This window comes from Streptomyces sparsogenes subsp. cuspidosporus (assembly GCF_039532705.1).
GTDB lineage: Bacteria > Actinomycetota > Actinomycetes > Streptomycetales > Streptomycetaceae > Streptomyces > Streptomyces sparsogenes.
In genome coordinates this window covers 33,827-57,990 of record NZ_BAAASD010000046.1, presented here as the reverse complement: position 1 = coordinate 57,990, position 24,164 = coordinate 33,827, and the positions used below count along the sequence as shown (strand labels likewise).

Annotated in this window: 24 protein-coding genes; 18 read left to right on the top strand and 6 right to left on the bottom strand. The window is 71.7% G+C overall.

From position 1 onward, the window contains the following. Positions 1-107: 107 nt before the first annotated feature. From ABFY07_RS35745 to ABFY07_RS35735, 3 genes are all read left to right on the top strand, one after another. Positions 108-1,148 carry an MDR family NADP-dependent oxidoreductase gene (locus ABFY07_RS35745; protein ID WP_346178492.1) on the top strand — a complete coding sequence of 347 codons (1,041 nt, stop codon included), beginning with the start codon at positions 108-110 and terminating at the stop codon, positions 1,146-1,148. 58 nt (positions 1,149-1,206) lie between these two features. Next, positions 1,207-1,650: a MerR family transcriptional regulator gene (locus ABFY07_RS35740; protein ID WP_346178491.1), complete on the top strand. Its 444-nt coding sequence runs from the start codon at positions 1,207-1,209 to the stop codon at positions 1,648-1,650. 153 nt (positions 1,651-1,803) lie between these two features. Continuing rightward, entirely contained in the window at positions 1,804-3,204 is a 1,401-nt protein-coding gene (locus tag ABFY07_RS35735) for a type III PLP-dependent enzyme domain-containing protein (RefSeq protein WP_346178490.1), read from the top strand. 55 nt (positions 3,205-3,259) lie between these two features. On the opposite strand, the gene ABFY07_RS35730 is transcribed toward ABFY07_RS35735, so the two are convergent. Together ABFY07_RS35730 and ABFY07_RS35725 are read right to left on the bottom strand one after the other, a co-directional pair. Continuing rightward, a complete protein-coding gene (locus ABFY07_RS35730) occupies positions 3,260-3,847 on the bottom strand; it encodes a hypothetical protein (RefSeq protein WP_346178489.1) in 588 nt (195 codons plus the stop codon). Between the two features lie 104 nt (positions 3,848-3,951). Then, positions 3,952-4,980 (bottom strand): MurR/RpiR family transcriptional regulator, encoded by a 1,029-nt coding sequence (locus tag ABFY07_RS35725; protein ID WP_346178488.1) that lies wholly within the window; start codon positions 4,978-4,980, stop codon positions 3,952-3,954. Between the two features lie 633 nt (positions 4,981-5,613). Here ABFY07_RS35725 and tvaA point away from each other — a divergent pair. The 11 genes from tvaA to ABFY07_RS35670 all read left to right on the top strand — a co-directional run bounded on the left by tvaA (position 5,614) and on the right by ABFY07_RS35670 (position 15,504). Further along, entirely contained in the window at positions 5,614-5,877 is a 264-nt protein-coding gene (tvaA, locus tag ABFY07_RS35720) for a thioviridamide family RiPP peptide (RefSeq protein ID WP_158080408.1), read from the top strand. 86 nt (positions 5,878-5,963) lie between these two features. Continuing rightward, positions 5,964-7,064, top strand: coding sequence for a phosphotransferase (locus ABFY07_RS35715; protein WP_346178487.1), 1,101 nt, complete (start codon positions 5,964-5,966; stop codon positions 7,062-7,064). Then, complete coding sequence (locus ABFY07_RS35710) at positions 7,061-8,065, top strand: T3SS effector HopA1 family protein (RefSeq protein WP_346178486.1); 1,005 nt, start codon at positions 7,061-7,063, stop codon at positions 8,063-8,065. The genes ABFY07_RS35715 and ABFY07_RS35710 overlap by 4 nt, the downstream gene beginning before the upstream one ends. Then, on the top strand, positions 8,062-9,006 hold the full coding sequence (locus ABFY07_RS35705; RefSeq protein WP_346178485.1) for a phosphotransferase: 945 nt from the start codon (positions 8,062-8,064) through the stop codon (positions 9,004-9,006). The genes ABFY07_RS35710 and ABFY07_RS35705 overlap by 4 nt, the downstream gene beginning before the upstream one ends. Next, entirely contained in the window at positions 9,003-9,608 is a 606-nt protein-coding gene (locus tag ABFY07_RS35700; protein ID WP_065960370.1) for a flavoprotein, read from the top strand. The genes ABFY07_RS35705 and ABFY07_RS35700 overlap by 4 nt, the downstream gene beginning before the upstream one ends. Positions 9,609-9,615: 7 nt before the next feature. Further along, entirely contained in the window at positions 9,616-10,836 is a 1,221-nt protein-coding gene (locus ABFY07_RS35695) for a 50S ribosomal protein L11 methyltransferase (protein WP_346178484.1), read from the top strand. Between the two features lie 34 nt (positions 10,837-10,870). Continuing rightward, entirely contained in the window at positions 10,871-12,223 is a 1,353-nt protein-coding gene (locus ABFY07_RS35690) for a YcaO-like family protein (protein ID WP_346178483.1), read from the top strand. A gap of 14 nt (positions 12,224-12,237) precedes the next feature. Further along, complete coding sequence (locus ABFY07_RS35685) at positions 12,238-12,930, top strand: TfuA-like protein (RefSeq protein ID WP_346178482.1); 693 nt, start codon at positions 12,238-12,240, stop codon at positions 12,928-12,930. Continuing rightward, complete coding sequence (locus ABFY07_RS35680) at positions 12,927-13,823, top strand: phytanoyl-CoA dioxygenase family protein (protein WP_346178481.1); 897 nt, start codon at positions 12,927-12,929, stop codon at positions 13,821-13,823. Before ABFY07_RS35685 ends, ABFY07_RS35680 begins: the two co-directional genes overlap by 4 nt. After that, the gene (locus ABFY07_RS35675) at positions 13,820-14,629 is read left to right on the top strand and encodes a C1 family peptidase (RefSeq protein ID WP_346178480.1); all 810 of its coding nucleotides are present in this window, start codon (positions 13,820-13,822) and stop codon (positions 14,627-14,629) included. The genes ABFY07_RS35680 and ABFY07_RS35675 overlap by 4 nt, the downstream gene beginning before the upstream one ends. A 38-nt stretch (positions 14,630-14,667) precedes the next feature. Next, entirely contained in the window at positions 14,668-15,504 is an 837-nt protein-coding gene (locus ABFY07_RS35670; RefSeq protein ID WP_346178479.1) for a hypothetical protein, read from the top strand. A gap of 16 nt (positions 15,505-15,520) precedes the next feature. On the opposite strand, the gene ABFY07_RS35665 is transcribed toward ABFY07_RS35670, so the two are convergent. Further along, positions 15,521-16,939, bottom strand: coding sequence for an AMP-binding protein (locus ABFY07_RS35665; protein ID WP_346178478.1), 1,419 nt, complete (start codon positions 16,937-16,939; stop codon positions 15,521-15,523). Positions 16,940-17,062: 123 nt separating this feature from the next. Here ABFY07_RS35665 and ABFY07_RS35660 point away from each other — a divergent pair, with 123 nt between their 5' ends. Next, on the top strand, positions 17,063-17,485 hold the full coding sequence (locus ABFY07_RS35660; RefSeq protein WP_346178477.1) for a hypothetical protein: 423 nt from the start codon (positions 17,063-17,065) through the stop codon (positions 17,483-17,485). 410 nt (positions 17,486-17,895) lie between these two features. On the opposite strand, the gene ABFY07_RS35655 is transcribed toward ABFY07_RS35660, so the two are convergent. After that, on the bottom strand, positions 17,896-18,477 hold the full coding sequence (locus ABFY07_RS35655; RefSeq protein ID WP_346178476.1) for an HD domain-containing protein: 582 nt from the start codon (positions 18,475-18,477) through the stop codon (positions 17,896-17,898). Positions 18,478-18,771: 294 nt separating this feature from the next. Between ABFY07_RS35655 and ABFY07_RS35650 the strand changes: the two genes are divergently transcribed. Both ABFY07_RS35650 and ABFY07_RS35645 read left to right on the top strand, forming a co-directional pair. After that, a complete protein-coding gene (locus ABFY07_RS35650; protein ID WP_346178475.1) occupies positions 18,772-19,191 on the top strand; it encodes an ATP-binding protein in 420 nt (139 codons plus the stop codon). Positions 19,192-19,416: 225 nt separating this feature from the next. Next, positions 19,417-20,325 (top strand): TauD/TfdA family dioxygenase, encoded by a 909-nt coding sequence (locus ABFY07_RS35645; RefSeq protein ID WP_346178474.1) that lies wholly within the window; start codon positions 19,417-19,419, stop codon positions 20,323-20,325. 40 nt (positions 20,326-20,365) lie between these two features. On the opposite strand, the gene ABFY07_RS35640 is transcribed toward ABFY07_RS35645, so the two are convergent. Then, positions 20,366-21,139 (bottom strand): glycosyltransferase family 2 protein, encoded by a 774-nt coding sequence (locus ABFY07_RS35640; protein ID WP_346178473.1) that lies wholly within the window; start codon positions 21,137-21,139, stop codon positions 20,366-20,368. A 67-nt stretch (positions 21,140-21,206) separates the two neighbouring features. Between ABFY07_RS35640 and ABFY07_RS35635 the strand changes: the two genes are divergently transcribed. Further along, positions 21,207-22,463, top strand: a complete 1,257-nt coding sequence (locus ABFY07_RS35635) for a nucleotide sugar dehydrogenase (RefSeq protein ID WP_346178472.1) — start codon at positions 21,207-21,209, stop codon at positions 22,461-22,463. A gap of 229 nt (positions 22,464-22,692) precedes the next feature. On the opposite strand, the gene ABFY07_RS35630 is transcribed toward ABFY07_RS35635, so the two are convergent. Further along, complete coding sequence (locus ABFY07_RS35630) at positions 22,693-24,093, bottom strand: cystathionine beta-synthase (RefSeq protein WP_346178471.1); 1,401 nt, start codon at positions 24,091-24,093, stop codon at positions 22,693-22,695. Between the last annotated feature and the right edge of the window lie 71 nt (positions 24,094-24,164).

The following is a 24,164-nucleotide window of genomic DNA, read 5'->3' as shown; positions in this document are numbered from 1 at the left end:
GCGGGTGTTCGGGGGAGGCGGGCGGGCTTGTGGTTGACGTATACGTCAGGACTTACCGTCTCGGCGTCCCACCCCTCCGCCCCGCCCGCCACGCAGAGGAGCCGACCATGCCGCTGTCCGCCTCCATCCCGGCCGCCGTCCCCGCCACCCACCGGCAGGTGGTGCTGGCCGCCCAGCCCCGGGACACCCTCACCACCGACCACTTCGAGGTCGTCACCACCCCCGTACCCGAGCCCGGCCCCGGGCAGGCGCTCGTGCGCAACCGGCTCATGAGCGTCGCCGCCGTGATGCGGCCCCTCACGCTGCCCGACCCCGACCGCTTCGGCCTGCCCCAGCTGCTCCAGCGGCCCGGCGACCCCATGCACGGCCCGGCCGTCGGCGAGGTGGTCGCCGCGCCGGGCACCGACCTGGCCCCCGGCGAGCTGGTCCGGCACCGGCTGGGCTGGCGCGAGTACGCCGTCGTGGACGCCGCCGAGGCGGAGCGCCTGACCCCGGGGGCGCTGCCCGACCCCGCCGCGTATCTGTCACAGGGCTTCGCCGCCTGGCTCGGGGTGGTGCGCGGGGCCGAGGTGCGGCCCGGGGACACCGTGTTCGTCACCGGCGCGGCCGGCGGGGTCGGCACGCTGGCCGGGCAGTTCGCCCGGCTGCACGGTGCCGCCCGGGTCATCGGCTCCACCGGCTCCCGGCGCAAGGCCGACTGTCTGACCGAGGAACTCGGCTATGACGCGGCCGTCGTCCGGGGCGCCGGACCGATCGAGGACCAGCTCCGCGAGGCGGCCCCCGACGGCATCGACGCGCTCTTCGACAACGTCGGCGGCGAGCAGCTGCTCGCCGCGCTCGCCGTGGCCCGCCGGGGCGCCCGCTTCGCCCTCGTCGGCGCGCTGTCCGCCCAGCTGACCGGCGACGCCATGGCCACCACCGCGATCAGCACCTTCGACCTCATCGCCCGGGGCATCACCCTGCGCGGCGTCGCGGCCTTCGACCACCGGGACGCGTATCCCGAGTACGAGCGCGAGTTCGGCCGCGCGCTGAGCGAGGGCGCGATGAGCTACCCGCACACCCGGCTACGCGGCATCGAGCGGGCGCCGCGGGCGCTGTGCGAGCTGGTCGAGGGCCGTCATGTCGGGGCGGTGCTGGTGGAGTTGTGAGCGGCTCCCCACCACAATGGCGCTCAAGGCGGAAGGGAACGGACGGAACGGGGGATCCATGCGGATCGGGGACGCGGCCGCGGCCGCCGGGCTGACGCCGCGCGCACTGCGCTACTACGAGCAGCGCGGACTGCTCACCGCCCGCCGCACGCCCTCCGGCCACCGCGACTACACGCCCGAGGACGTGCGCCATCTGCGGGCCGTCCGCGAGCTGCTGGCGGCCGGGCTGACCATCGAGGACGTACGGACCCTCGTCGCGGCCATCGCCGCGCTGCCGCAGGGCCGCCGCGGGGTGAGCCCTCCCACTGCCGGGCCCCGGGCCGACGGGGAGCCCGGCCTGTGCACGCTCCCCAACGCGATCGTCCGGCGGCGGCTCGCGTATCTCGACGAGCGCATCGAGCGGCTGACTCGGCTGCGCGACGGGCTCGCGCAGCGGGTCGGCGGCCCGCTGCGCGACCTCGGCCGCGACCTGGCCCCCGCGCGGACGCCCGCGGCGGGCTAGCCGAGCCCCGCTCGACGCCCCTGCTTAACGCCCCTGCCGCCGGGCGGTTCGCCCGGCTGCACGGCGCCGCCCGGCACGTTCCGACGTCTCTCACCGCGAGGCCGTGGGCCGGACGGGCTGGGCGGCCGGGCGGCGCGGTGGTTGGCTGAGAGCATGACATCGAATCCGGTCGTAGCGGGGGCAGGAGCGGGGGCCGGTTCGGCCGTCCGCCGGGAGCGGGCGGTGCGGGCCGCGGTGGAGCAGGGGCTGATCGGGGCCGACCAGCCCGTGGTGGGGCTGCTGGACGTGGCGGGGATCCGGGCCGCGGCGGCCGAGCTGCGGGCCGCCTTCGACGAGGTCGTCGCGCCGGGCACCCCCGTGCTGCACGCCTTCGCCGTCAAGGCCGCCGCGCTCGTCCCCGTCCTGCGGCTGCTGGCCGACGAGGGGATCGGCTGCGAGGTGGCCAGCCCCGGTGAGCTGGCCCTGGCCCGGGCCGCGGGGGTCCACCCCGAGCGCATCGTGCTCGACTCCCCCGCCAAGACCCACGCCGAGCTGCGCGAGGCCGTCGAGCTGGGCATCGCCGTCAACGCCGACAACCCCCAGGAGCTGGCCCGCCTCGACGCGCTCGTACGGCCCCGGACCGGCCCCGGGTCGACGCTGCCGCCCGGCCCGCTCGGGCTCCGGGTCAATCCGCAGGTCGGCGGCGGCAGCATCGGGGCGCTCAGCACCGCGACCGCGACCTCGAAGTTCGGGGTGGCGCTGCTGGACGTGGGGGCGCGCGAATGGGTCGTGCGCGCCTTCACCGAGCGCCCCTGGCTGACCCGGCTGCACGCGCACGTCGGCTCCCAGGGCTGCCCTCTGGACCTGATGGCGGCGGGCGTACGGGCCGCGTACGAGCTCGCCGAGGAGATCAACCGGGCCGTCGGCCGGCAGCAGATCGACACCCTCGACATCGGCGGCGGCCTGCCCGTCAACTTCGGCTCCGACGAGGTCACCCCCGGCTACCGCGACTACGCCCGGCTGCTGCTCGCCACCGTCCCCGGGCTGTTCGACGGCCGGTACGGGCTGGTCACCGAGTTCGGGCGGTCGCTGATCGCCAAGTCCGGCACGGTCCTGGCCCGCGTCGAGTACGCCAAGTCGGCCGGCGGCCGCCCGATAGCCGTCACCCACGCGGGCGCCCAGCTCGCCACGCGCACCGTGTTCGCCCCCGAGTCCTGGCCCCTGCGGGTCGCGGCGTACGACAGCGCGGGCCTCCCCAAACCGACCGGCCCGGACGGCCCGGTCCCCCAGGACGTCGCCGGCCCGTGCTGCTTCGCGGGCGACCTGGTCGCCGCCAACCGCCCCCTGCCCCGGCTGGAGGCCGGCGACCTGGTCGCGCTCCTCGACACGGGCGCGTACTACTTCTCCAACCACTTCGCCTACAACAGCCTCCCCCGCCCCGGGATCTACGGCTTCTCGGCCGAAGGCGGCGAGGACGCCCGCGTGCACTTCGCCCCCGTGCGCTCCCCTCAGTCCCTCGACGAGATCGTCGCCGAAAGCGGCGGCGACCACGCGAGCGCACTCACGGGCCTCTGACACGCGGGGCGCGCGGGGGCGCGGGCGGTATCAGACCCGCGCCCCCGCGCCAGCGTCAGCGCGCCGCCAGCTCCGTCGTGCGGCTTCGCTTCGCCCCGCCGGGGCGGGCGTCGCCGGCGACGATGCCGGTGGTCTGGTAGGCGGTGACGTTCCTGCCCGCCGGCCTGCCCCGGGTCACCCACTCGACGCGCACCCACAGCAGCGCGTCGTGCGTCCGCTCCCAGTGGCCCAGCCAGCGCGCCTTGGCCCACAGGCCGGCGCCGATGCCGGCCAGGAGCATTCCGGCGGTGGCGGGCACGGCGAAGGAGGAGCCGACCGCGGCGAGGAAGGCGAGCAACAGCCACCAGCGGAGGGCGCGGCGCCGGGCCCGTAGGGTCACCGCGCGGTCCTGGAGGTACACCGCCCGGCCCGCGCGGGAGGCGGCGCGCGCCAGTTCCCGGTAGCGGCCCCGGCGGGCCAGGAAGGTCGCGGCCGCGGCGATCAGGAACAGCGCCGCCCCCGCCAGTACTCCGATCCGGCGCCCCGTCAGCCCCGGCACCCACACCCCGACGCCCGCGGCCAGTACGCCCAGCCACCACAGCCATCCCGCCGGCGCCCGCACAACCACGGCCACCCGCGCCAGCGCATACGCCCCGCGCCCCACGACAGACCTCCTCAGCATTCGGCTCGGATACGAGTACAAGCCGTACATACAGCCGTTCGGGCACGGACTCTAGTCAGCGGGCGTGAGAATTCGCTGAGACTCGCTCATTCCGCGAACAGCCCGCGCGCCGCGGCCTTGGCGTCGAACTCCTCCAGCCGCGCCTGCGCGTCCGGCAGCGCGTCGCACATCGCCTCCAGCAGCACCCGCCCCAGCAGCATCGGCGCGCAGGCCGTGTCGAAGGCGAGGCCGGTGCCCACCGCGGCGGGCAGGAGCAGGTCGCTGTGGCGGGCGACCGGCGCGAAGGCGCTGTCGGCGACCGTCACCACGGTCAGCCCGACGGACCCGGCGTACTCCAGGCCCTCGACGACCTCGCGCGGATGGCGCGGCAGGGCGAAGCACAGCAGCGCGGTCGCGCCCGCGCGCACCGCCGCGTCGACGCGGTCGGCGAGCATGGTGCCGCCCTCGTCGAGGAGGCGTACGTCCGGGTGGACCTTGCGCGCGAAGTACGCGAAGCCGCCCGCCTGGGCGGAGGCCGCGCGCAGGCCGAGCACCGGCAGCGGCCGGGACTCGGCGAGCAGCCGCCCGGCCCGGACGACCGGGGCCGGGTCGGCGAGCAGGGACGCGAGGTGGCGCAGGTTGTCGATCTCCGACTGCACGGCCTGCTGGTACTCGTTGTACGAGTCCTCGCCCGCCCCCCGCTCGGCGGGGGCGACCTCCCTCAGGTGCCTGCGCAGCGCCGGGTAGCCGTCGAAGCCGAGCGCGACCGCGAAGCGGGTCACCGAGGGCTGGCTGACGCCGGCCAGCTCGGCGAGTTCGACGCTGGAGAGGAACGGCGCGTCGGCCGCCCGGCGCACCATGCAGTGGGCGATGCGCCGCTGGGTGGGGGTCAGCCGGTGGCCCTCGAAGAGCTGCTGCAGCCGCGCGGCGCCGCTCCCCGCCCCGGCCTCGTCCTCCGCCCCGGCAGCCCCGGAGGTCCCGGCAGCCCCGGAGCCGCCGGACGTCCCGGCAGCCCTGGCGGCACCGGACGCGCCGGAGGTTCCGGCTGCCCCCGACGCCCCAGCCGTCCCAGGCACCTCGGGCGCCCCGGCCGTCCGGGCCTCCGCCTCCGCCGACGCCCCCGTGTCCGTACTCATCGCTCGTCTCCTGCCCCTGTCCTCTGTCCCCGGCGCCCGACCCGGCTTCTATTCACCCATCCACGACTGTGCATGACTATATGCAGCCGCGGCAAGGAGAGTCGCCGTCAACCGTCACCCGGCGCCCACCCCCTCGCCCGCATCCTCGGTGGCTTCACTTTCAGCCACATTGGCCGACCGCCGGACCGGCCCGACGGACACCACCAGCGACAACCCGGGTTCCCGCACCCCCACAACGTCCTGATCTTTTCGGTCGGCACACAAACCTCTATCCAAGAACACGGAACCGCGCTTACTCTCGCGGAGACCGCAAGATCATCGAACGGGGGTTCCGATGACCTACTCGCCGTGCACGCACGCCGGCTTCCGGGTTTCCGCGGCTCCATAAAGACTCACCAACGCCGCTTCTCTCTTTTCTCACTCAAATCCAGTCAATCGAACAGTGCCTCAACCGCCTGTCGGAAAATCGCCGACGGGCCAATTCGCATGCCCGGGACCAATAACCCTCGAAATCAATACACACAAACGGAATGCCGCAGACCGATTGACAACGGGGGGTGAGAGTTTGCTTAGATCACGATCGTTTCATTCGATTCCCCGACCGAAGGGCCGGGGATGAATCGGGAGAATCAAATGTCTGAAGCAATGGTTTCCGCGGTCGACGAGGCGGCGTTCGCCGACCTCGTCAGCAAAATCCAGGACGCCGAGGCGTCGATGACCGATGAGCAGCGCGCGGTCATCGACCCCGCCGCCGGGGAGAAGGCCCTGGAGGAGCTCGCCGGCGTCAGCCCGGAGGAGCTGCAGGCCTTCCTGGAGGAGAAGGCGGGCATCTCGCCCGACGAGGAGGCGCAGGGCAGCGTGATGGCGGCTGCCGCGACGGTGGCCTTCCACTGTTGAGCTGAGCCGATCGCCTGATGATGACCAGCGCTTCGCACAGCTCGGCCGGTATCGCGTCACCTGAGGCCGGACGGGAGGGCGGCGGTATGCCTTCGCCTTGGGGCGGGGCGCTGCCGGACGAGTCCGGGCCCGCGAAGGCCCGGACTCGTTCCTGGCTCGCCTCGCTCGGTATCGACCGGGGCGACATCGTGCGCACGGAGACTTTCACGGCCCGCAACAGCGTGGCCATGCTGCACTTCGAGGACGGCACCGCGCTCCTGCTGAAAAAAGTTGATCCGGCAACATCCAAAGCCGTCGGCACGGCGACGGGCAACGAGGAGACGATGCTCAGGCTGCTGCCCGAAGCCGGGGTCCCGCAATTCGCCCAGGCGGCGGTTCCCCGTTTCGTCGCGGCCGACCCGGAAACCGAAACCCTCGTCATGGAGGGAAAGACCGGATTCATCTCGATGCGGGAATTCACCCGGAACTCCCCGGTCATTCCCGTGCCGGCGCTGGTCTCCCTGGCCTCCGTGACGGCCGGGATACACCGCACGCCCGTGGACCGGATCACCGCGGACCCGAGATACGCCCCGCAGCTCATCGATTTCCCTTTCGCGTCCTTCGTCACCCTGACCCCGGCAGAGCTCGCGAGCGGTCCCGGAATGGACTATTTCGACTACGCGGCCGCCATGCAGTCGGTCGACGGGAGCGTGGCCCGGCTGCGGGACGGGTGGGGCCCCAAGAGCCTGGTGCACTTCGACCTGCGGGACGACAACGTCCTGTTCAAGGACCCGGACGGCGCCCAGCCCCGGGTCGCGCTGGTCGACTGGGAACTGGCCGGATTCGGCGACCCGATGCTTGACGTGGGCACGGTCGTCGGCCAGCTGCTGATCCGCTGGCTGCACACGGTGCGGGGCGACGCCGCCAGTCTGTCCCGGGCCGACACCTGGGCCACCGTGCGGCGCAACGTCGGCCTCTTCCTCACCGCCTACGAACACGGCGCCGCGCTCTCGGCCGAGCAGCGGGACGACGCCTTCCGCTACGCCGGTCTGGCCACCTTGATGTACGCCGCCGGGCGGCTGGAGCAGATCGGCTCGCTGGGCCGGATCGGGCACCTGTGCCTCTTCGTGGGCCGCAAGCTGCTGACCGACCCCGAGGGCCTGGCCCGGCTGCTCGCGCCCGGCCGGCCGGCGAAGGCGGGCGCATGAACCGCTACCGAGCGGCGTTCTCCGCGATCGCCGAAGACGTCGAGGTCCTGAGCGAATCGGCCTTCGTCCACCGCGAGTGGGGTGAGCTGCGCCCCGCTCCGGGCGTCGAGTCCGCCCCCGGCGACCTGCCCGTGCTGCCCCACCTGTCCCGGTTCCTGTATCTGAGCTACTACGCCGGCGACGCCCGGGCCGCCCGCTGGCTGATCGACGGCGCCCCGGTGGTGCTGGGCACCCGCAGACGCGAGGACCCGGCCGTGGCCCGCGCGCTGGACGAGGCCAACCAGGGCAGCGGCTACTGGGACAGCGGCTGGCGGGCGGTTCCGACGGGGCCCGGGGGCCGGCGCGTGACCAAGAACGGTCTGACCCTGACCGTCACGGCACAGGAGACCCTGCCGCCGTCGCCCGCGCCCGGCCAGCCGGTCGCCGTCAGGTTCCCGCCCGCGCGCCCGTACATGTACCCCGGCTGGTACCTCGCCATCGGCGACGAGGGCATGCCCCGCCATGGCGAACGGCCCGTCGTACGCCTGTACTACACGCCGGGCGAACCCGCGTCCGCCGCCGGCCTGATGCGCGCGCTCACCGGGCGGCTGTGCGCCGCCCGCGTCCCGTACCAGCTCAAGGCGGCCAACCACCCGGAGGGGTACGAGCGGCGGGACGCGATGGTCCTGTACCTCTACCGCGACGACTGGCTGCTCATGGAGCGGGAGCTGGCGGACATCCACCACCGGCACCTGGACGCGCTCCGGGACACCGGACCGGCCTTCGCGCTGGAACTGGGCCGGGGCTGGTGGCTGGCGGACGAGCCGGAGCAACGGCAGGGCCGGCTGATGAGCTTCGGCCAGCACCGCTGTCTGCTGGTCGCCGAGGGCCTGGTCGCGGCCTGGCGCGACGGCCGGACCACGGCGGCGGACCGGCTGGACGCCATCGAGGAGCGGTACCGGGCGGAGCGGCTCGACCCCGCCCACCCCTACCTCAACGCCCGAGGGAGCGCCGTCCGATGACCCAAGCCGCCGTGCGGACCGGGCAGCCGGTGCGCTCGCTTCCCGGCCCGTTCGTCACCCGGGTCTGCCTGCGGGTGGAGGGGGGCTACCGCTGGGGCGAGAGCGTCCCGGCGGCCTCCGCCGCGTATCTCGACGCCGCCGCCCTGCGCGGGCTCGGCGAGGCGATCGCCGCGACCCCGGCCGCGCCCCACGCCTGCGTCCCGGCGCTGGCCGACGACCGCACCGCCGTCCACCCCGCGGTGGGCACCCCCGCGCTGCTCAGCGACGCCGTCTTCGGTGGCCGGGGCGAGGCCGCCGCCCCACCGGCGGAGCGGACCTTCCACGACCTCGGCGGCTTCCTCGCCCGGCTGCACGCCATCCCCGTGGAGCGGGCGCCCGCCCTGCCGGCCAGGGCCCGCCCGGCCTGGCTGGACGCGGCGCCGCGGGCGGCGGAGTCCATCCGCGCCGCCCTGGACCGCCTCGACACGGCCGCGGCCCCCCGGATCCGGCGCCTCGCCGGCGCGGGCGCCGACGCCGCGCCCGGGGCGGGCGCCCGGACCGTCGTGCACGGCCGGCTGTCGACCGCCTCCTGTGTGCCAGGTCCGGTGCCGCGCGTGCTCGGCTGGCGGGAGGCCGGGCTGGCCGACCCCATGACCGACCTCGCCTTCCTGCTGCGGGACCTCGTGCAGGCGGCGGCGGCCATGGGAGCGCGGGAGCTCCAGGAACAGCGGGCACGGCTGGCCGCCGAGGGCTACGAGACGGCCCGGGGCACCCGGCTGAGCAAGGAGGAGCACGCCCGGCTGGCCGGGCACCTCGCCTCCGGCGTCCTCCAGCACGTCGCCCTGCGCGCCTGGTCGGCCTCCGACCCCCAGGGCGCCGAGGCGCTGCTGCGCCGGGCGGAAGAGTCCCTGCCGGGCGTCCTCGGCGCCTTCGGCACCCCCCAGGAGGTGATCGGCCGATGAGCGAACGCGCCGACGGCGCCCAGCGGGCGCTCGCCCAGGTCCGGCTGTTGTGGGGGGTGTGCGGCTCGTTCTCCGCGGTCGCGGTGCCCCATGTGAACGCGTGGCTGCGCGGCACCGTCGGGGTCCAGGAGATCCGCACCGTCATGACCGCGCAGGCCCGCGCCCTCATGGGCCCGCGCATGATCGAGGCCGTCACCGGCCACGCCCCGGTCACCGACTGGGAGGACCACAAGGGCGGAGGCGCCGCCCATGTCGCCCTCGGCGCCTGGGCGGATGTGCTGGTGATCCTGCCGGCCACGGCCAACTTCCTGGCCAAGGCGGCCCACGGCATCGCGGACGACGTCCTGACGGCCACCGTGCTCGCGGCCGAGTGCCCCACCGTCATCGCCCCCGTCATGAACGCGGCCATGTGGTCGAAACCCGCCGTACAGCGCAATGTCGACCAGCTGCGCGAGGACGGCTACCGGATCGTCGAGCCGAAGGAGGGGATCTCCCTCACCGAGGGCCGCCGGGAGCCCGGTTCGCTCGGTGACTTCCAGTCGGCGATCTCCACCGCCCTGATCCAGGCGGCCGCCCGCCGCACCGACCCTCGAGGACAGTGATCAGCACATGCCCAAACTCTCGCCCGACACCGTGCTCCACCGGGTGCCGTCCTTCATCGCCGAGGTCGACACCAGCAACGAAGTGAAGATCCACTTCGAGAGCCGGATCCTCAAGCTCGGACATGACGCGCTCGGCCTGCTCGACCTCTTCCACCAGCCGCGCACGGTCGGCGAGGCCCTGACCCTGCTCGGCCCCCGGCTGAAAGGACGGCCCAGGGCCGCGCAGGACGCGCTGGCGACCGTGGTCTCGCTCCACCAGGCGGGCCTGCTGCGCGCCGAACCGGTCGAGGGCTTCAGCGACCAGCCGTTCCCCAAGGGCGGTTACGACGCCGCGTTCGTCCACATCGCCATGCTGGAGGACCCCGTACGCAAGGCCTCCTTCCAGCAGGCGGTCCGCGACACGGTGCGGGACGGGGACGTGGTGCTCGACCTGGGCACCGGCTCCGGCATCCTGGCCATCACCGCGGCGCAGGCGGGGGCCCGCAAGGTCTACGCGGTCGAGCCGGCCGGCATGGTCCACCTCGCCCGGCGGATCGCCGAACGCAACGGCGTCGCCGACCGCATCGAATTCATCCGCGGCTGGTCGCCCCAGCTGGAACTCCCCGAGCCGGCCGACGTCCTGCTGACCGACATCGTCGGCAACGAGGCGCTGGACATGCGGATCTGGGAGACCGTCCAGGACGCGCGGCGCCGGCTGATGACGGACTCGCCCCGCCTCGTCCCCGGCCGGCTCACCTCGTACGCGACGCTGGCCCGCATCCCCGACGAGGTGCTCGACAAGCACCGCGTCACCCAGGGCCACCTGGCGCGCTGGAAGGAGATGTTCGGCATCGACTTCGGCCCCATGGCGGAGTCCGAGGCCCGGCGCTCCATCGGCTTCTACGAGCGCCCGGAGACCGTACAGACCTGGGACTTCCTCTCCAAGCCCGCCGAGCTCTACCAGGTCGACCTCCACCAGGACATGGCCGGCCCGCTGGAGACCCGTCCCACGCTCACCGCCGACCGCGCGGGAGAGGTCAACGGCGTGGTCGTCCACTTCGAGGCGCGGCTCGGGCCGGACACCACCCTGTCGACGGCCCCCTGGCTGGGCTGCGCCCGCAGCCACTGGTACACCGCCGTCTGGGCCCTCACCGAACCCGTCACGGTCGAGCCGGGCCAGGACCTCTCCTACGTCTACCGGTACCTCGGCGACGGCACCTCCCACTTCGAACCCGTCAGCGGCCGTTAACCCCCGCGGACAGCGCACCCAAGGAGTATCCGCGTTGAAACTGCGTTCCAGCGTCCCCAAGATCACCGGAAACGGCCCGCACCGCGAGATCACCGCCGAGACCACGTACGCCCGCATGGCGCCGCACCTCAAGCGGATCGGGGTGACCAGGGTCGCCGACATCACCGGCCTCGACCGGGTCGGCATCCCCGTCTACAACGCCATCTCCCCGCGGTCGTTCGACATCATCTCCGTCTACAACGGCAAGGGCGCCACGAAGATCGACGCCAAGACGTCGGCCATCATGGAGGCCGCCGAGCGCTTCGCCGCCGCCCTGCCCATGCGGCCGGCCGCGATCGCCTCGTACCCGGAGCTGGAGAAGTCCGGGCGCCGCGTGCTCGACCCCAGGTCGTGCAACTTCGAGCTGCACCACGCCTACCGCATCGACACGCCCATCTCCTGGGTCGAGGGCTACGACCTCATGAACGAGTGCGGCGTCCTGGTGCCGCAGTTCCTGGCCGGCTACTACATGAGCTACCACGAGGTGCCCTGCTACCCGGTCTCCACGACCAACGGGATCGCCTCCGGCAACTCGCTGGAGGAGGCCATCTGCCACGCCCTGTGCGAGCTGGTCGAGCGCGACGACTGGACCATGGCCGACCTGATCTCCAACCGGCTCGGCAAGCTCGCCGCCGAGGACGGGGCGGGCCCCGTCGGGGCCGCCATCCGGGCCTGGGCGCAGGAGCGCCACCCCAGCCTCGACCCGGCGACGCTCCCGCCCCGGGCCCAGTTCTTCATGGAGAAGTTCCTCGACGCGGGCATCGCCATCGAGGTCAAGAACATCACCTCGGCGACCGGCATCCCCAGCTTCCAGGCCGTGGTCTCGGAGTTCGTCGCCGAGTCGTTCTCCCGTTCCCACCACGGCATCGGCACCCACCCGGACGCCGAGGTCGCGGTCGTGCGGGCGATCAGCGAGGTGGCCCAGTCCCGCGTCGTGGACATCCAGGCCATGCGCGAGGACATCACCGCCGCCGGACAGCCCGTTGAGAAGGCCCTCTACCACGTGCGGCGCAGCAACCGCGCGAACCCCGACTCGTGGGCCATCAAGCCGTCGGCCCGCCCGGTGCGCTTCGGCGACGTCCCGTCGCACCCCAGCACCGACGTCATGGACGACGTCCGGCTGCTGCTGCAGCGGCTGCGGGCGCGCGGACTCGACCGGGCCATCGCCGTCGACCTGTCCGCGCCCGGCGTACCCGCCACGGTCGTACGCGTCATCGTGCCCGGCATCGAGTCCTGGACCGTCGACCGCAACAAGCTCGGGCCACGGGCCGCCCAGGCGTGGAACAGCGCCCTGGCAGCCATCCACTCCGCTCAGCGGGCGCCGCGGAGCCCCGCCGCCGCCCAGTGACGGGAGAAGACATCATGCGCACGGTCATCTTCGTCGGCCCCAGCCTGCCGCCCGAGGAGGCGGCGGCCCAGCTGCCCGGGGCCGAGTTCCTGCCCCCCATCGAGCGGGGCGACATCGACACCCTCATGGCACAGGACCAGCCGCCGCGCCGCATCGGCATCATCGACGGCAAGTTCCTCCAGAGCTTCTCGATCTCCCCCAAGGAGATCCTGCGCGCCATGGACCGCGGCGTCCGCGTCTGGGGGTCGTCCAGCATGGGCGCCCTACGCGCCGCCGAACTCGACGTCTACGGCATGACCGGGGTCGGCACCGTCTACGACAGATACGCCTCCGGCGCGATCGAGGACGACGACGAGGTCGCCATCACCTTCGACAGCGAGTCGCTCCGCCCGGTGTGCGAACCCATGGTCAACATCCGGGTCGCGACCGAGGCGGCGCTGCGCCGGGGGGTGGTGAGCGAGGAGGACGCGGAGCTGTTCCTCACCACCGCCAAGTCCCTGTACTTCCCGCAGCGCACCAGCGCCGCCGCCCTGCACCGGCTGAAGGGCACCATGGCCGAGCCCGCGCGGCAGCGCCTCGCCGACTACCTGCGTTCCCCCGAGGCCCCCGACGCCAAGCGGGAGGACGCCATCGCCCTGCTGGCCGCCATGCGTCAGGACGCGCGGGGACAGGAGACCGAGCCGACCATGGAGGTGGCCGCCCGATGACCACGCTCGCCCCCGACCTGGCTGAGCGGTTCCGCACCGACGGCTTCGCCTTCCCCGTGAACGCGCTCACCCCGGCCGAGGCCGAACAGGCGCTCGCCGGGTGCCACACCTACCTGCGGACCGTGAGCGCGGCGGGCGGTGCCCTGGCTCGGTACGCGGCGTTCCCGAAGATCCACCTGGTCGCCTCGTGGGCCGACCGGATCGTCCACCACCCCGCGATCCTCGACGCCGTCGAGGCACTGCTGGGACCCGAGCTGCTGGTGTGGTCCACCAATCTCTTCGTCCGGCCCGCGCACAGCGGCAGCTCGCTCGCCTGGCACCAGGACGCCGTCTACCTCGGCCTGGACGGCTATCAGCAGCACGCCGCCCGGGTCTGGGTGGCGCTCACCGACACCACGGTCGCCAACGGCACCATGCGCTACGCCCGCGGCTCGCACCTCGGCGGCGCCCTGCCGCACCGGTTCAGCGGCTCCGGGCTCGAGGACATCATGCGCGGTGAGGAGATCGCCGTCGACATCGACGAGGCGGCCACCGTCGATGTCATCCTCAACGCCGGCCAGTGCTCCGTGCACCACCTGGCCATGGCCCACTGCTCGGGCCCCAACCACACCGACGCCGGACGGTTCAACTTCGCGATCGACTACGTCACGCCGCGGGTCCGCCCCACCGCCGGCGAGGACAGCGCCCTGCTGGTCCGCGGCGCGGACCCGGGCGCCTTCCTGCCGGAGGCCAGGCCCGCCTCCGACTTCGACCAGGCCGCGCTGCGGGAGTTCTACGCCGCCGTCGCCCGCCGGCAGAAGCGGATCGACCAGACGGTCCTGGGGCGTGGCGGCAAGCCCGGCGGCGACCCGGCCCGGGACGGGGCCCGGGACCGGGCCCAGGACCCGGCATGACGGGCCCGCTCGCCGACTCCGCCGTCGCCGACGCCGGCTGGCTGTCCGGCGTCGCGCCGCCCTGGTGGACGAGCGGACGCACCCCGGACAGCATGGACCTGTCCGGCTGGATGCCGCCCGTGATCGACCAGGGGCAGATCCCCCTGTGCACCGCCGCGGTCACCGCGGCGATCGCCGGCTACTACGCCCGCCGGGCCGAGCGGCTGGAGTTCACGCCCTCCGTCCTGTTCAACTACCGCCTCTCCCGCACGCTCGCGGGCTCCGCCGACCGCAGGGGCTCGCGACTGGAACACAGCTTCCGCGCCTGGGCGGAGTTCGGGCTGTGCGAGGAGGCGCTCTGGCCGTACGACGAGCACGGCCGGACCAGGGTCGACCGGGACCCGCCCGAGCACTGCCACACCACGGCGCGCCGCACCCGTCCGCTCGCGCGGTCGCTCTCCGCCCCGGACGGGCCCGGCCTGCTCGGCCTGGCGCGCCGCGCGATCGCCATGGGCATCCCCGTGAGCGTGGAGGTCCGGCTCTGCCCGTCGATCTCCATGTCCCTGGTCAACGGCGGTGTCATCCCCGTCCAGCTGGCGACGGAGCTGTCCGTGGGGCCCCATGTGGTGCTGCTGACGGGCTACGACGACCGGGTGGAGACCGCCCCGTACGACCGGGGCGCCGGACCGGGCGCCTTCCGGGTCCGCAACAGCTGGGGAACCGGCTGGGGTGACCAGGGCTACGGCCTGCTGCCCTACGCCTTCCTCGAACAGCGGCTGACGGGCGAGCACTGGATCGTCGTCGAAGAGGACTGGCGGAAGCGGTGACGGCGACGGGAAGCGCCCGGCCGGAGGAGGGATCGGCAGTGCGGGGATTTATGACGGCGGCCGCCCGCTGGGCGGCGCCCACGGTCGTCCTCGCCCAGGTCTGCCTCGTGTGGACCGGCGTGTTCAGCCTGGGCGAGGCGGTGGCGGTCGGGCTGCTCCTCGAACTCCTCCTGGCCGGGATCGTCATCACCGAGATCGCCCTGGCCAGAAGGGCCTTCACGGCCTCGCGGAGCCGGGGAGCCGACGGCCAGGAGGCGCTGAACCACGCCCTGGCCGCGGTCCTCCCCGCCCCCGTGGCCAAGGCGATGGGGATGGAGTTCGGGCTCCTGCGCGCCCTGTGGCGCTGGGCCCGCCGCAGGACCGACGCGCCGGACGGGCACGAGGCCCTGCCCTACGGTTCCGCGATCAAGCCGATCATGTGGGTGATGGTCGCTCTTGTGCCGCTCGAGGTGCTCGCCGTCGAGTTCCTGGTCCCCTGGCCGGTGGCGCGCATCGTCCTCCTGGTGCTCTCCGGGTACGGCACGGTGTGGGTGCTCGGGTTCATCGCGGCCCTCTCCATCCGCCCCCATACCGTCGGCGACGGGAGAATGGTCCTGCGCTTCGCCCACTTCACCCAGATCACCATCCCGCTCGAGCTCGTCGCGTCGGTGCGCGAGGCCCGGCACGGCGGCTACCGCAGGGCCGTCCAGATCGACGACGGCGTGCTGGCGATGCCGATCGGCGACTCCACCACGCTCAGCGTCACGCTGCGCGAGCCGTACCCGGTGGCGCCCAAGCCGGGCAGGCCGGCCCAGGAGGTCCGCGAGGTCCGTTTCGCCGCGGACAGCACGCGCGACGCCGTCCGCGTCCTCACCGCGCACATCGCCGCCGAGTGACCCTCCCCGGGCGCCCTCACGCCGGGGGCAGCAGCTTCTTCTGCGGCTTGCCCATGGCGTTGCGCGGCAGCGCGTCCAGGAAGCGGACCTTGCGGGGGCGCTTGTGGACGGAGAGCTGCCCGGCGACGAAGTCGATCAGCTCCGCCTCGCTCACCCCGTCGGCGACCACGTACGCCACGATCTGCTGCCCGAGGTCCTCGTGCGGCGCGCCGACGACCGCCGCCTCGCGGACCGCCGGGTGGTCCAGCAGCGCGTTCTCGACCTCGCCCGCGCCGATGCGGTAGCCGCCGGACTTGATCAGGTCGGTGGAGGCGCGGCCGACGATGCGGTGGAAGCCGTCGGGCTCGATCGCGGCGATGTCACCGGTGCGGAACCAGCCGTCGTCGGTGTACGAGCCGGCGGTCGCCTCGGGGCGGCCCAGGTAGCCGTCGAAGAGGGTCGGGCCGGTGAGCTGGAGCTCGCCGATCTCCGCGCCCTCCTCGGCGGCCACGCGGGTGCGGATGCCGGACAGCGGGGTGCCGACATAGCCGGGGCGGCGTTCGCCGTCCGCGCGGGTGCTGAGGGTGATGAGCGTCTCCGTCATGCCGTAGCGCTCGACGGGCCGGTGGCCGGTGAGCAGCTCCAGGTCGCGGAAGACGGGGGCGGGCAGCGGCGCGCTGCCGGAGACGAGCAGCCGGGCGGCGGACAGCGCCCGGGCGGCGTCGGGGTCCTGGGCGACCCGGTGCCAGACGGTCGGCACGCCGAAGTACAGGCTGCCGCCCGCCGCCGCGTACGCCGCGGGGGCCGGCCGACCGGTGTGCACCAGCCGGCTGCCCGTGCGCAGCGCGCCCAGCACGCCCAGCACCAGGCCGTGCACATGGAACAGCGGCAGGCCGTGGACGAGCGTGTCCTCCGCCGTCCAGGCCCACGCCTCGGCCAGCGCGTCCAGGTCGGCGGCCACCGCGCGCCGGGAGATCAGCGCGCCCTTGGGGGCGCCGGTGGTGCCGGAGGTGTAGAGGATGAACGCCGTCGCCTTCGGGTCCGGCTCGGGCCCGGTCCACGCCGCGCGCTCGGCCAGGTCCACCGGGACGGTCTCGACGGGGGCGGCGGGGGCGGCTGAGGCTTCCCGGCCGCCGGCGTCCTCCGCGCCCTGGGGGCCCGTCAGCAGCAGCGCGGCCTTGGAGTCGCGGAGTATGTGGTCGCGCTCGGCGGGCCCGGAGTCCGGCGGCACGGGCACCACGGGCACCCCGGCCAGCAGCGCGCCCACCACGGCCGTCACCGTCTCCACCGTCGGGGTCGCCCGGACGGCGACGACCGGCGCCCCGGCGATACGCGCCGCGACCGCGCCCGCGGCGCCGAGCAGCGCCTCACGGGAGCAGGAGCGGCCGGCCACGGTGAGGGCGTCGGGGCGGTCGCCGTCCGGCTCGGCGAGGGACGTCAGGAGAGGTGCGGACACGGACGTGCTCCTTCCACAGCGGGCCCCGGGTACGGGCACCTGGGTGAGGGGTACCTGTCCCCCCGTTCGCTTCGGGGGGCTAGCCCTACCGACAATGCGTCCCTGCGACCGTACCGTCGCACCATGGACGCCCGGGACGCCGATTTGAAGCGCGAGCTCGACGCGACCCTCCAGACCCGCAAGGAGCTGGGGGCCGAGTACGAGACGGAGCTGGTCGACTCCTTCATGGAGAAGGTCGAGCAGCGGTTCCACGACACCGCGGACCGCCATGTGCGGCGGCAACTCGCCGAGCAGCAGATGGCCGCCGCCCGCGGCGCCCGCCCCGGCCCGACGGCCCGCCCCGGCCAGGGCCTCGGGATGAGCCTCGGCGAGCGCTTCGCCTTCGTCGCGGTCTCGCTGGTGCTGGCCATCCCCCTCTGCGCGATCGCCGCGGTCAACACGGGGCTGTCCGGGCTGGTGGTGACCTGGGCCGGCATCCTCGGCGTCAACGCGGTACACGCCTCCGGCGGCTTCTCCTGGCTGCGCCGCCATCGCGACAAGTCGTAAGGCGAGTGAGCCCGCCCGGCGGGGGCACCTCCCAGCGGTAGCTGGGGGAGAACCGAGCCCCAAAAAAGAGAGGGAGGGGACCGCCGCACCCCGGTGTGAGCACCAGGGGCGGGACGACGGCGGTCCCCGCCGGGGACGCGGTTGCCGCGTCCGGGCGACCGTGGAGGTCCGGGAGCCGCTCCGGAGGTCCGTGTCGCCGCACCGGGGTGTCGGTGTCGTCCGTTCCGACACCCACTAATGTGCCGGAGCTGTGTTAAGCCCGTGCTGCGGGCGCGTGACACCCGCGTACCACTTACCGGAAGGGCGAGGGTCCTTTTCCGGCACGGCAGTTGCCCGGCCCCCGGCTACCGCTGGGCCGGGCCCTGGGCGCCGCCTCCTGTTCGAAGCGGGCTTTCTCGGGTCGTCGAGGCTCAGCGGAGGTACGTCTGCTGCCACTCGATCGAGGTCATCGTCAGCGCGGCCTCGGCGAGGGCCTGGGCAGAGGCCGTCTTGAGCTTTGAGAGGCTGCTGTCGATCCACGGTTGGACGTTCGTGCAGCCCTGCTCGCGGTACTCGACGGCCTGAATCAGGCACTCCAGTTTGTCGGCGTCGTGCGCGCAGATCACTTCGAGGGAGTCGCCGTTCTCGTACTCCTCTACGATCCGCTGCGCCCCGGCCCTAACCGCCGGGTGCGCTGCCGACACCTGATCCGCGGTGACCTTCTCGTTGCTGGCGGCTTCGAGGTAGCGCCGGCCGATGTGCGGGATGTCACTGACGCGGGTCTCCTGAGTGTCGTGCCAAAGCCCGAGGAGCGCCGTTTTCGCCGGGTCAGCGCCCTCCATCATGGCGAGCACAGAGCCGATGAGGCCGACCCTGAAACTGTGCTCCGCGATGGTCTCGGGATCCTTGACCCCAGCGATCCACCACCCGGACCGCTTGGCTCGCTTCAGCATCCCCATCTCCAGCAGGAAGCCTGCCGTGCCCTTCGCCTGCTCCTGCTCTGTGTCCGCCATGCGATGCGTCCTCCAGTCTGTCAGGTGCGGTTCTGCGGCTCCTCTCGCGGCCATGCCGCCCCCTGTTGCCCTTGGTCGCCTAACCCGTACTCACAGTCAGTCCTACTCCATCGCAGACGACCGTAGGTTCAAGACGCGGAATCAACCACCTCCCTGCGTGAGGTGGCTGGTTGACGCCGTAGCTGCCGAAGGCGGTACCCAAACCCTCGCCGTCGGCAGCTCTGGAGTAGAGGCCCCGCCGTGCCTCCCCGCGGGGCGGACCCTCAACACCCTTGGAGGGACGGCACTGTGTCCATGACCCCGACTCGACCCCACACGACCGGCTCTCCTGGCTACAGCGAGACGTGGCGAAGCGAGGCGGAGACCGCTCGTCGTGCTCGGGGATTGGTGCGGGCCGCCCTCAACACGTGGAACCTCAACGGTGACCTCTTGGACCGTGCACAACTCGTCGTCTCCGAGCTGGTCACCAACTCGATCACCCACAGCGGATGCAAGCTCCTGCGGGTGAGTGTGACCCGGTACTCGCACTACGGGGTGCGGATCACGGTCACGGACAAGTCGAAGAAGCAGCCCGAACCTCGAAGGCCGGCCCTGGACGACACCTCAGGCCGTGGCCTGCTACTGGTGCAGACCATGGCCGACGACTGGGGGGTAACCGAGCGAAGCTTCGGAAAGAGCGTTTACGCCGACCTGCTCGTGGAGGACCCGGACTGATGGGGAAGCACAGTCGTGGATCGGCCTGCACGTGATCCGGAAAAGCTGACCGTTAACTTCTCCCACGGAATTGATCACCGCCGAAGAGGCGGGATTCCACTCCCGCCCCGGCCCCGCGATTAATGGCATGGTCGAGCCGACCGGTGCGGGGCGAGCTGCAACTTAAACAACATCCACAAGAAAGGGTTATAAGTCATGGGGATTCTGACACATGGCGGGGCAGGTATGTTCATCGACCTGCCGAACGAGCTTGACGAAGCTCTCATCGACCTCGGAAGCATTCTCCCTGCTTGGAGCACGGAGGGCGCGTTCCTGGCAGATTCCACGATCGAGCGGTACAGGGCCGAACTGGATTCGGCTCCGTTATTCGGTGAGTTCAGACACTCCCTTCTCTCCCTGCTAAACGGAACGGGTGCCGGCTACGCCGTGGTACGTCTGCGGAACATCGCTCAGGCAATGGGGGCCGGGGACCCCTTTCTGTGCTTGGCAACGGCGATTCTCGCCGAAGTGGCGATTCCGTTTCAACCTTTCCAGCGATGGCCGCTGTGGAAGGAGATCGGGACCAATCTCAATGCCAATCCCGGCCTGTCCACCGGAACGGGGTACAACGCATTTCACATGGACCTGGTCAATGTGACCCAACCCCCGGATTACACGACGCTTCTGTGTGTCCGACCTGACCCGCTCGGTGCAGGCGCAAGCATCCTCTCCGATGCCCGCGCAGCCGTAACGCGCTTGACACCCTCAAGCCGCGCCCTCCTGGCTGACGTGGCATACAGCTACGGATCGTTCTTCGAGCTGTCTGACGTCGGCGGCGAATACAAGCCGTTCCCAGTCCTGGATGGCGAACCCGCGGACCTCGGATTCGTTCGATTCACCGCCAAGATGCTCGCCGAGTCCGGACTCGATGAGGCACACGCCCACGCGGCCAAGGAACTCGCGGACCAGATGGTCGCCGGGCAGATCTCCTTCACGCTCCAGCGCGGTGACTTCTTGATCGTGAACCAGCACTACTGGGTTCACGGCCGCGAACCGCTCGGTGCCGGCCAACACGACGTTGCGCCCGAAGACCGCCGCTTGCTGCTCCAACTGTTCCTGCGCGGTGCAGGCACCACCGGACCAGCCGCCTCGTAAGTGGTGCGGGCGGGTGTCTGACCGGGTCTCGCTGAGAGCCCTAGATCCGCGAGTTACGCAGCGACTGCCACACAGCGCCGGCCAGCGCCCGTGTTGCCCGGGGAACCGACAGCCCCTCGTGTTCGCGGTACAGCGCCCAGTTGTACGGGACGAGCGACAGCTTGTTGGAGGACAGTGATCCCGCCTGGTGGGCCCTGTACACCGCCAGCGGCTCGGGGAGGCCCCGGGCCTCAAAGCCGTCGCGCATGATCGACAGCCACAGGGCGTAGTCCTGTCGCTTCCGCATCTCCGGCATCAGCCTTGTGCCGAGGACGTTTCGGTCGTACATGGCGGTCAACGCGCCGATGTAATCCTGGACCAGCATCGCGCGGTAGTCCACGTGCTCTCGCGCGCGGATCACGCGTCCGTTCGGGATGAATTCGGTGCTCTCGCCGTCGTAGTCGGCGTCCATCTTGTAGTAGGAGGTGAACGTCAAAGGTGCTTTACCTGCCGCAGCGAATTCGATTTGCCGCTCAATCTTCTCCGGGAGCCACATGTCGTCACTGTCGAGAAAGGCGATGTAATCCCCCTTGGCCCGCTCGATAGCGAGGTTGCGTGCCCGGCCCGCCCCTCCTCTTTCGGGAGCCGATTTCGGCAGGACGCGATCGTCCTGCTGGGCGAATTCCATGAGCAGGTCCATGGAGTCATCGGACGACTTGTCGTCGGTGACCAAAAGCTCCAGATCGCTGTGGGTCTGCGTGAGTACTGACCGGATCGCGGCACCGAGAGTGACTGCCGAGTTGTACACGGGCATCACGACAGACACCAAGGGCACAGCACTTCTCCTTACTAAGCCAGAGACGACGGTCCATTTAAGCACTGGAATTGCAGTAGGAGCTGCCATGCATGTTGTTGTCGCTGGTCAGGGCTACGTGGGGCTGCCGCTGGCCGTGCGTGCCGCAGAGGTGGGTCACCGTGTCGTCGGCTACGACGTGGACCGGCATCGCGTTCAGCAGCTCGCCACCGGCGAGTCATATGTTGAGGACGTGGCGCCCGCGCGGCTCCGCGCAGTGCTGAATTCCGGGGCCTACTCCGTGACCGCCGAAGCCGGCGGGCTGGCCCAGTTCGACCTCGCGGTGATCACCGTCCCGACCCCACTCCGGGACGGCGTGCCCGACCTGACCTGCATCGAGTCCTGTGCCCACACATTGGGCGAGCACCTACGCCCTGGCGCGACCGTGGTTCTGGAGTCCACGACCTACCCCGGTACCACCGAAGAGCTGATGTTACCGATCTTGGAGAAGGCATCCGGTCTGATCTCTGGCGCTGACTTCCACGTCGGCTTCAGCCCCGAGCGCATCGACCCGGGAAACAAGAAGTGGCCGTTCGACAAGACGCCCAAAGTGGTGGCCGGCATCGACGCCGCATCGCTCGACGTGGTCAGGGGTTTCTACGACGACTTGGTGGAGACCACGGTTCCGGTCTCCGGAACGAAAGTGGCCGAGCTGACCAAGCTGATTGAGAATATTTTCCGACACGTCAACATCGCGCTGGTCAACGAGATGGCGATGCTCGCCAAGTCGCTCAACGTGAACATCTGGGAGGCGATCGACGCCGCCGCGTCCAAGCCCTTCGGCTATATGCCGTTCACCCCCGGCCCCGGCGTCGGCGGACATTGCCTGCCAATCGACCCGTCATTTCTGTCGTGGAAGGTGGAACGCACCGTCGGCGTCCCGTTCCGGTTCGTGGAACTCGCCAACGACGTGAACAACCACATGCCTGACTACGTGGTTCGGCGGCTCATGGAGGCTTTCAACACGCGGCGCATGGCCGTCAGTGGATCTCGTGTCCTCCTGCTCGGTCTGGCCTACAAGGCCAACACCGCCGACGCCCGCGAGTCGCCGTCGGCGCGTGTCGCTGACCTACTGTTCGACCTCGGTGCCGAGGTGCGTGGCGCGGACCCGCACGTCGTAGATGACATCCGCACCGAAGCACGCCTGATCCGAGTAGAAGCGACTGCGGAGGAGATCGCGGCATCCGACGCCGTAGTGCTGCTCACGGACCACGCGGGATTCGACTACGAGGTGGTTCTGGAGCACGCGCCCTATGTTCTGGACTGCCGCAACCGACTCTCCGGCGCGAACGTCGAAGTTCTGTAAGGGTCGAGTTGGGCCCAGCCAAGGTGCGAGCACCGTAATCCGCACCCCCAGTGAATGACGAAACGGGCCCCACCCGCGTCGGCGACGGGTGGGGCCTGGTTTCTGTGTGTGGGTGGTCTGGCTCTGCGGGCGCGTGACACCCGCGTACCACTTACCGGAAGGGCGAGCGTCCTTTTCCGGCACGGCAGTTGCCCAGGTTCCGCGCGGCGGTCGGTCGCCCGGCCCCCGGCTACCGCTGGGCCGTGCCCTGGGCGCCCTTGGCCAGGTAGGCCAGCAGGTCCTGCCGGCTCACCACGCCGCTGGGCTTGCCCTCCACGAGGACGATGGCCGCGTCCGCCCCGCCCAGTACCGCCATGAGGTCCTCGACGGGCTCGCCGGAGCCGACGTGCGGCAGGGGCGGGCTCATGTGCTTCTCCAGCGGGTCGCTCAGCGCGGCGCGCTGCGCGAACAGCGCGTCGAGCAGCTCGCGTTCCACCACCGAGCCGATGACCTCGGCGGCCATCACGTCGGGGTGCCCGGCGCCGGGCTTGACGATGGGCATCTGCGAGACGCCGTACTCCCGCAACACCTCGATGGCCTGACCGACCGTCTCGTCCGGGTGCATGTGGACGAGCGAGGGCAGGCCGCCCTCCTTGCCCTGGAGGACGTCGCCGACGCGCACCGCCGGGCCCTCCTCCTCCAGGAAGCCGTAGTCCGCCATCCACTCGTCGTTGAAAATTTTTGAAAGGTAGCCGCGGCCGCTGTCGGGGAGCAGGACGACCACCACGTCGTCGGGTCCGAGGTCCTGGGCGACCCGCAGCGCGGCCACCACGGCCATGCCGCAGGAGCCGCCGACCAGCAGTCCCTCTTCGCGGGCGAGCCGCCGGGTCATCTGGAAGGCGTCCTTGTCGGAGACCGCGACGATCCGGTCGGCGACGGTGCGGTCGTAGGCGGTCGGCCAGAAGTCCTCGCCGACGCCCTCGATCAGGTACGGGCGGCCGGTGCCGCCGGAGTAGACGGAGCCCTCGGGGTCGGCGCCGACAACCTGGACCCGGCCCTCGCTGGCCTCCTTGAGGTAGCGGCCGGTGCCGCTGATCGTGCCGCCGGTGCCGACGCCCGCCACGAAGTGGGTGATCTTCCCCTCGGTCTGCTCCCACAGCTCGGGGCCGGTGCTCTCGTAGTGGGAGCGCGGGTTGTCGGGGTTGCTGTACTGGTCCGGCTTCCAGGCGCCCGGGGTCTCGCGGACCAGGCGGTCCGAGACGTTGTAGTACGAGTCGGGGTGCTCGGGGTCCACGGCCGTCGGGCAGACCACGACCTCGGCGCCGTAGGCCCGCAGCACGTTGATCTTGTCGGTGGACACCTTGTCGGGGCAGACGAAGATGCACTTGTAGCCCTTGCGCTGGGCGACCATCGCCAGGCCGACGCCCGTGTTGCCGGAAGTCGGCTCGACGATCGTGCCGCCCGGCTGGAGCGCGCCGGAGCGCTCGGCGGCCTCGATCATCCGCACGGCGATGCGGTCCTTCACCGAGCCGCCGGGGTTGAAGTATTCGACCTTGGCCAGGACGGTTGCCCGGATGCCCTCGGTGACGCTGTTGAGCTTCACCAGCGGGGTGTTGCCGACGAGCTCAATCATCGAATCGTAATACTGCACACCTGCTCCAGGTCCGAATCAGCGGGATCTCCGCGGTCAGGGCGGCCGCCGTCGCGGGCCCGTGCTGCCCA

Bases quoted from the DNA above. Each gene is read 5' to 3' on its own strand.
- ABFY07_RS35635 (WP_346178472.1), top strand. From the start codon at position 21,207: ATGCATGTTGTTGTCGCTGGTCAGGGCTACGTGGGGCTGCCGCTGGCC.
- ABFY07_RS35645 (WP_346178474.1), top strand. From the start codon at position 19,417: ATGTTCATCGACCTGCCGAACGAGCTTGACGAAGCTCTCATCGACCTC.
- ABFY07_RS35650 (WP_346178475.1), top strand. From the start codon at position 18,772: ATGACCCCGACTCGACCCCACACGACCGGCTCTCCTGGCTACAGCGAG.
- ABFY07_RS35735 (WP_346178490.1), top strand. From the start codon at position 1,804: ATGACATCGAATCCGGTCGTAGCGGGGGCAGGAGCGGGGGCCGGTTCG.
- ABFY07_RS35710 (WP_346178486.1), top strand. From the start codon at position 7,061: ATGAACCGCTACCGAGCGGCGTTCTCCGCGATCGCCGAAGACGTCGAG.
- ABFY07_RS35745 (WP_346178492.1), top strand. From the start codon at position 108: ATGCCGCTGTCCGCCTCCATCCCGGCCGCCGTCCCCGCCACCCACCGG.
- ABFY07_RS35675 (WP_346178480.1), top strand. From the start codon at position 13,820: ATGACGGGCCCGCTCGCCGACTCCGCCGTCGCCGACGCCGGCTGGCTG.
- ABFY07_RS35725 (WP_346178488.1), bottom strand. From the start codon at position 4,980: ATGAGTACGGACACGGGGGCGTCGGCGGAGGCGGAGGCCCGGACGGCC.
- ABFY07_RS35680 (WP_346178481.1), top strand. From the start codon at position 12,927: ATGACCACGCTCGCCCCCGACCTGGCTGAGCGGTTCCGCACCGACGGC.
- tvaA (WP_158080408.1), top strand. From the start codon at position 5,614: ATGTCTGAAGCAATGGTTTCCGCGGTCGACGAGGCGGCGTTCGCCGAC.
- ABFY07_RS35700 (WP_065960370.1), top strand. From the start codon at position 9,003: ATGAGCGAACGCGCCGACGGCGCCCAGCGGGCGCTCGCCCAGGTCCGG.
- ABFY07_RS35685 (WP_346178482.1), top strand. From the start codon at position 12,238: ATGCGCACGGTCATCTTCGTCGGCCCCAGCCTGCCGCCCGAGGAGGCG.
- ABFY07_RS35695 (WP_346178484.1), top strand. From the start codon at position 9,616: ATGCCCAAACTCTCGCCCGACACCGTGCTCCACCGGGTGCCGTCCTTC.
- ABFY07_RS35660 (WP_346178477.1), top strand. From the start codon at position 17,063: ATGGACGCCCGGGACGCCGATTTGAAGCGCGAGCTCGACGCGACCCTC.
- ABFY07_RS35740 (WP_346178491.1), top strand. From the start codon at position 1,207: ATGCGGATCGGGGACGCGGCCGCGGCCGCCGGGCTGACGCCGCGCGCA.
- ABFY07_RS35715 (WP_346178487.1), top strand. From the start codon at position 5,964: ATGCCTTCGCCTTGGGGCGGGGCGCTGCCGGACGAGTCCGGGCCCGCG.
- ABFY07_RS35655 (WP_346178476.1), bottom strand. From the start codon at position 18,477: ATGGCGGACACAGAGCAGGAGCAGGCGAAGGGCACGGCAGGCTTCCTG.
- ABFY07_RS35705 (WP_346178485.1), top strand. From the start codon at position 8,062: ATGACCCAAGCCGCCGTGCGGACCGGGCAGCCGGTGCGCTCGCTTCCC.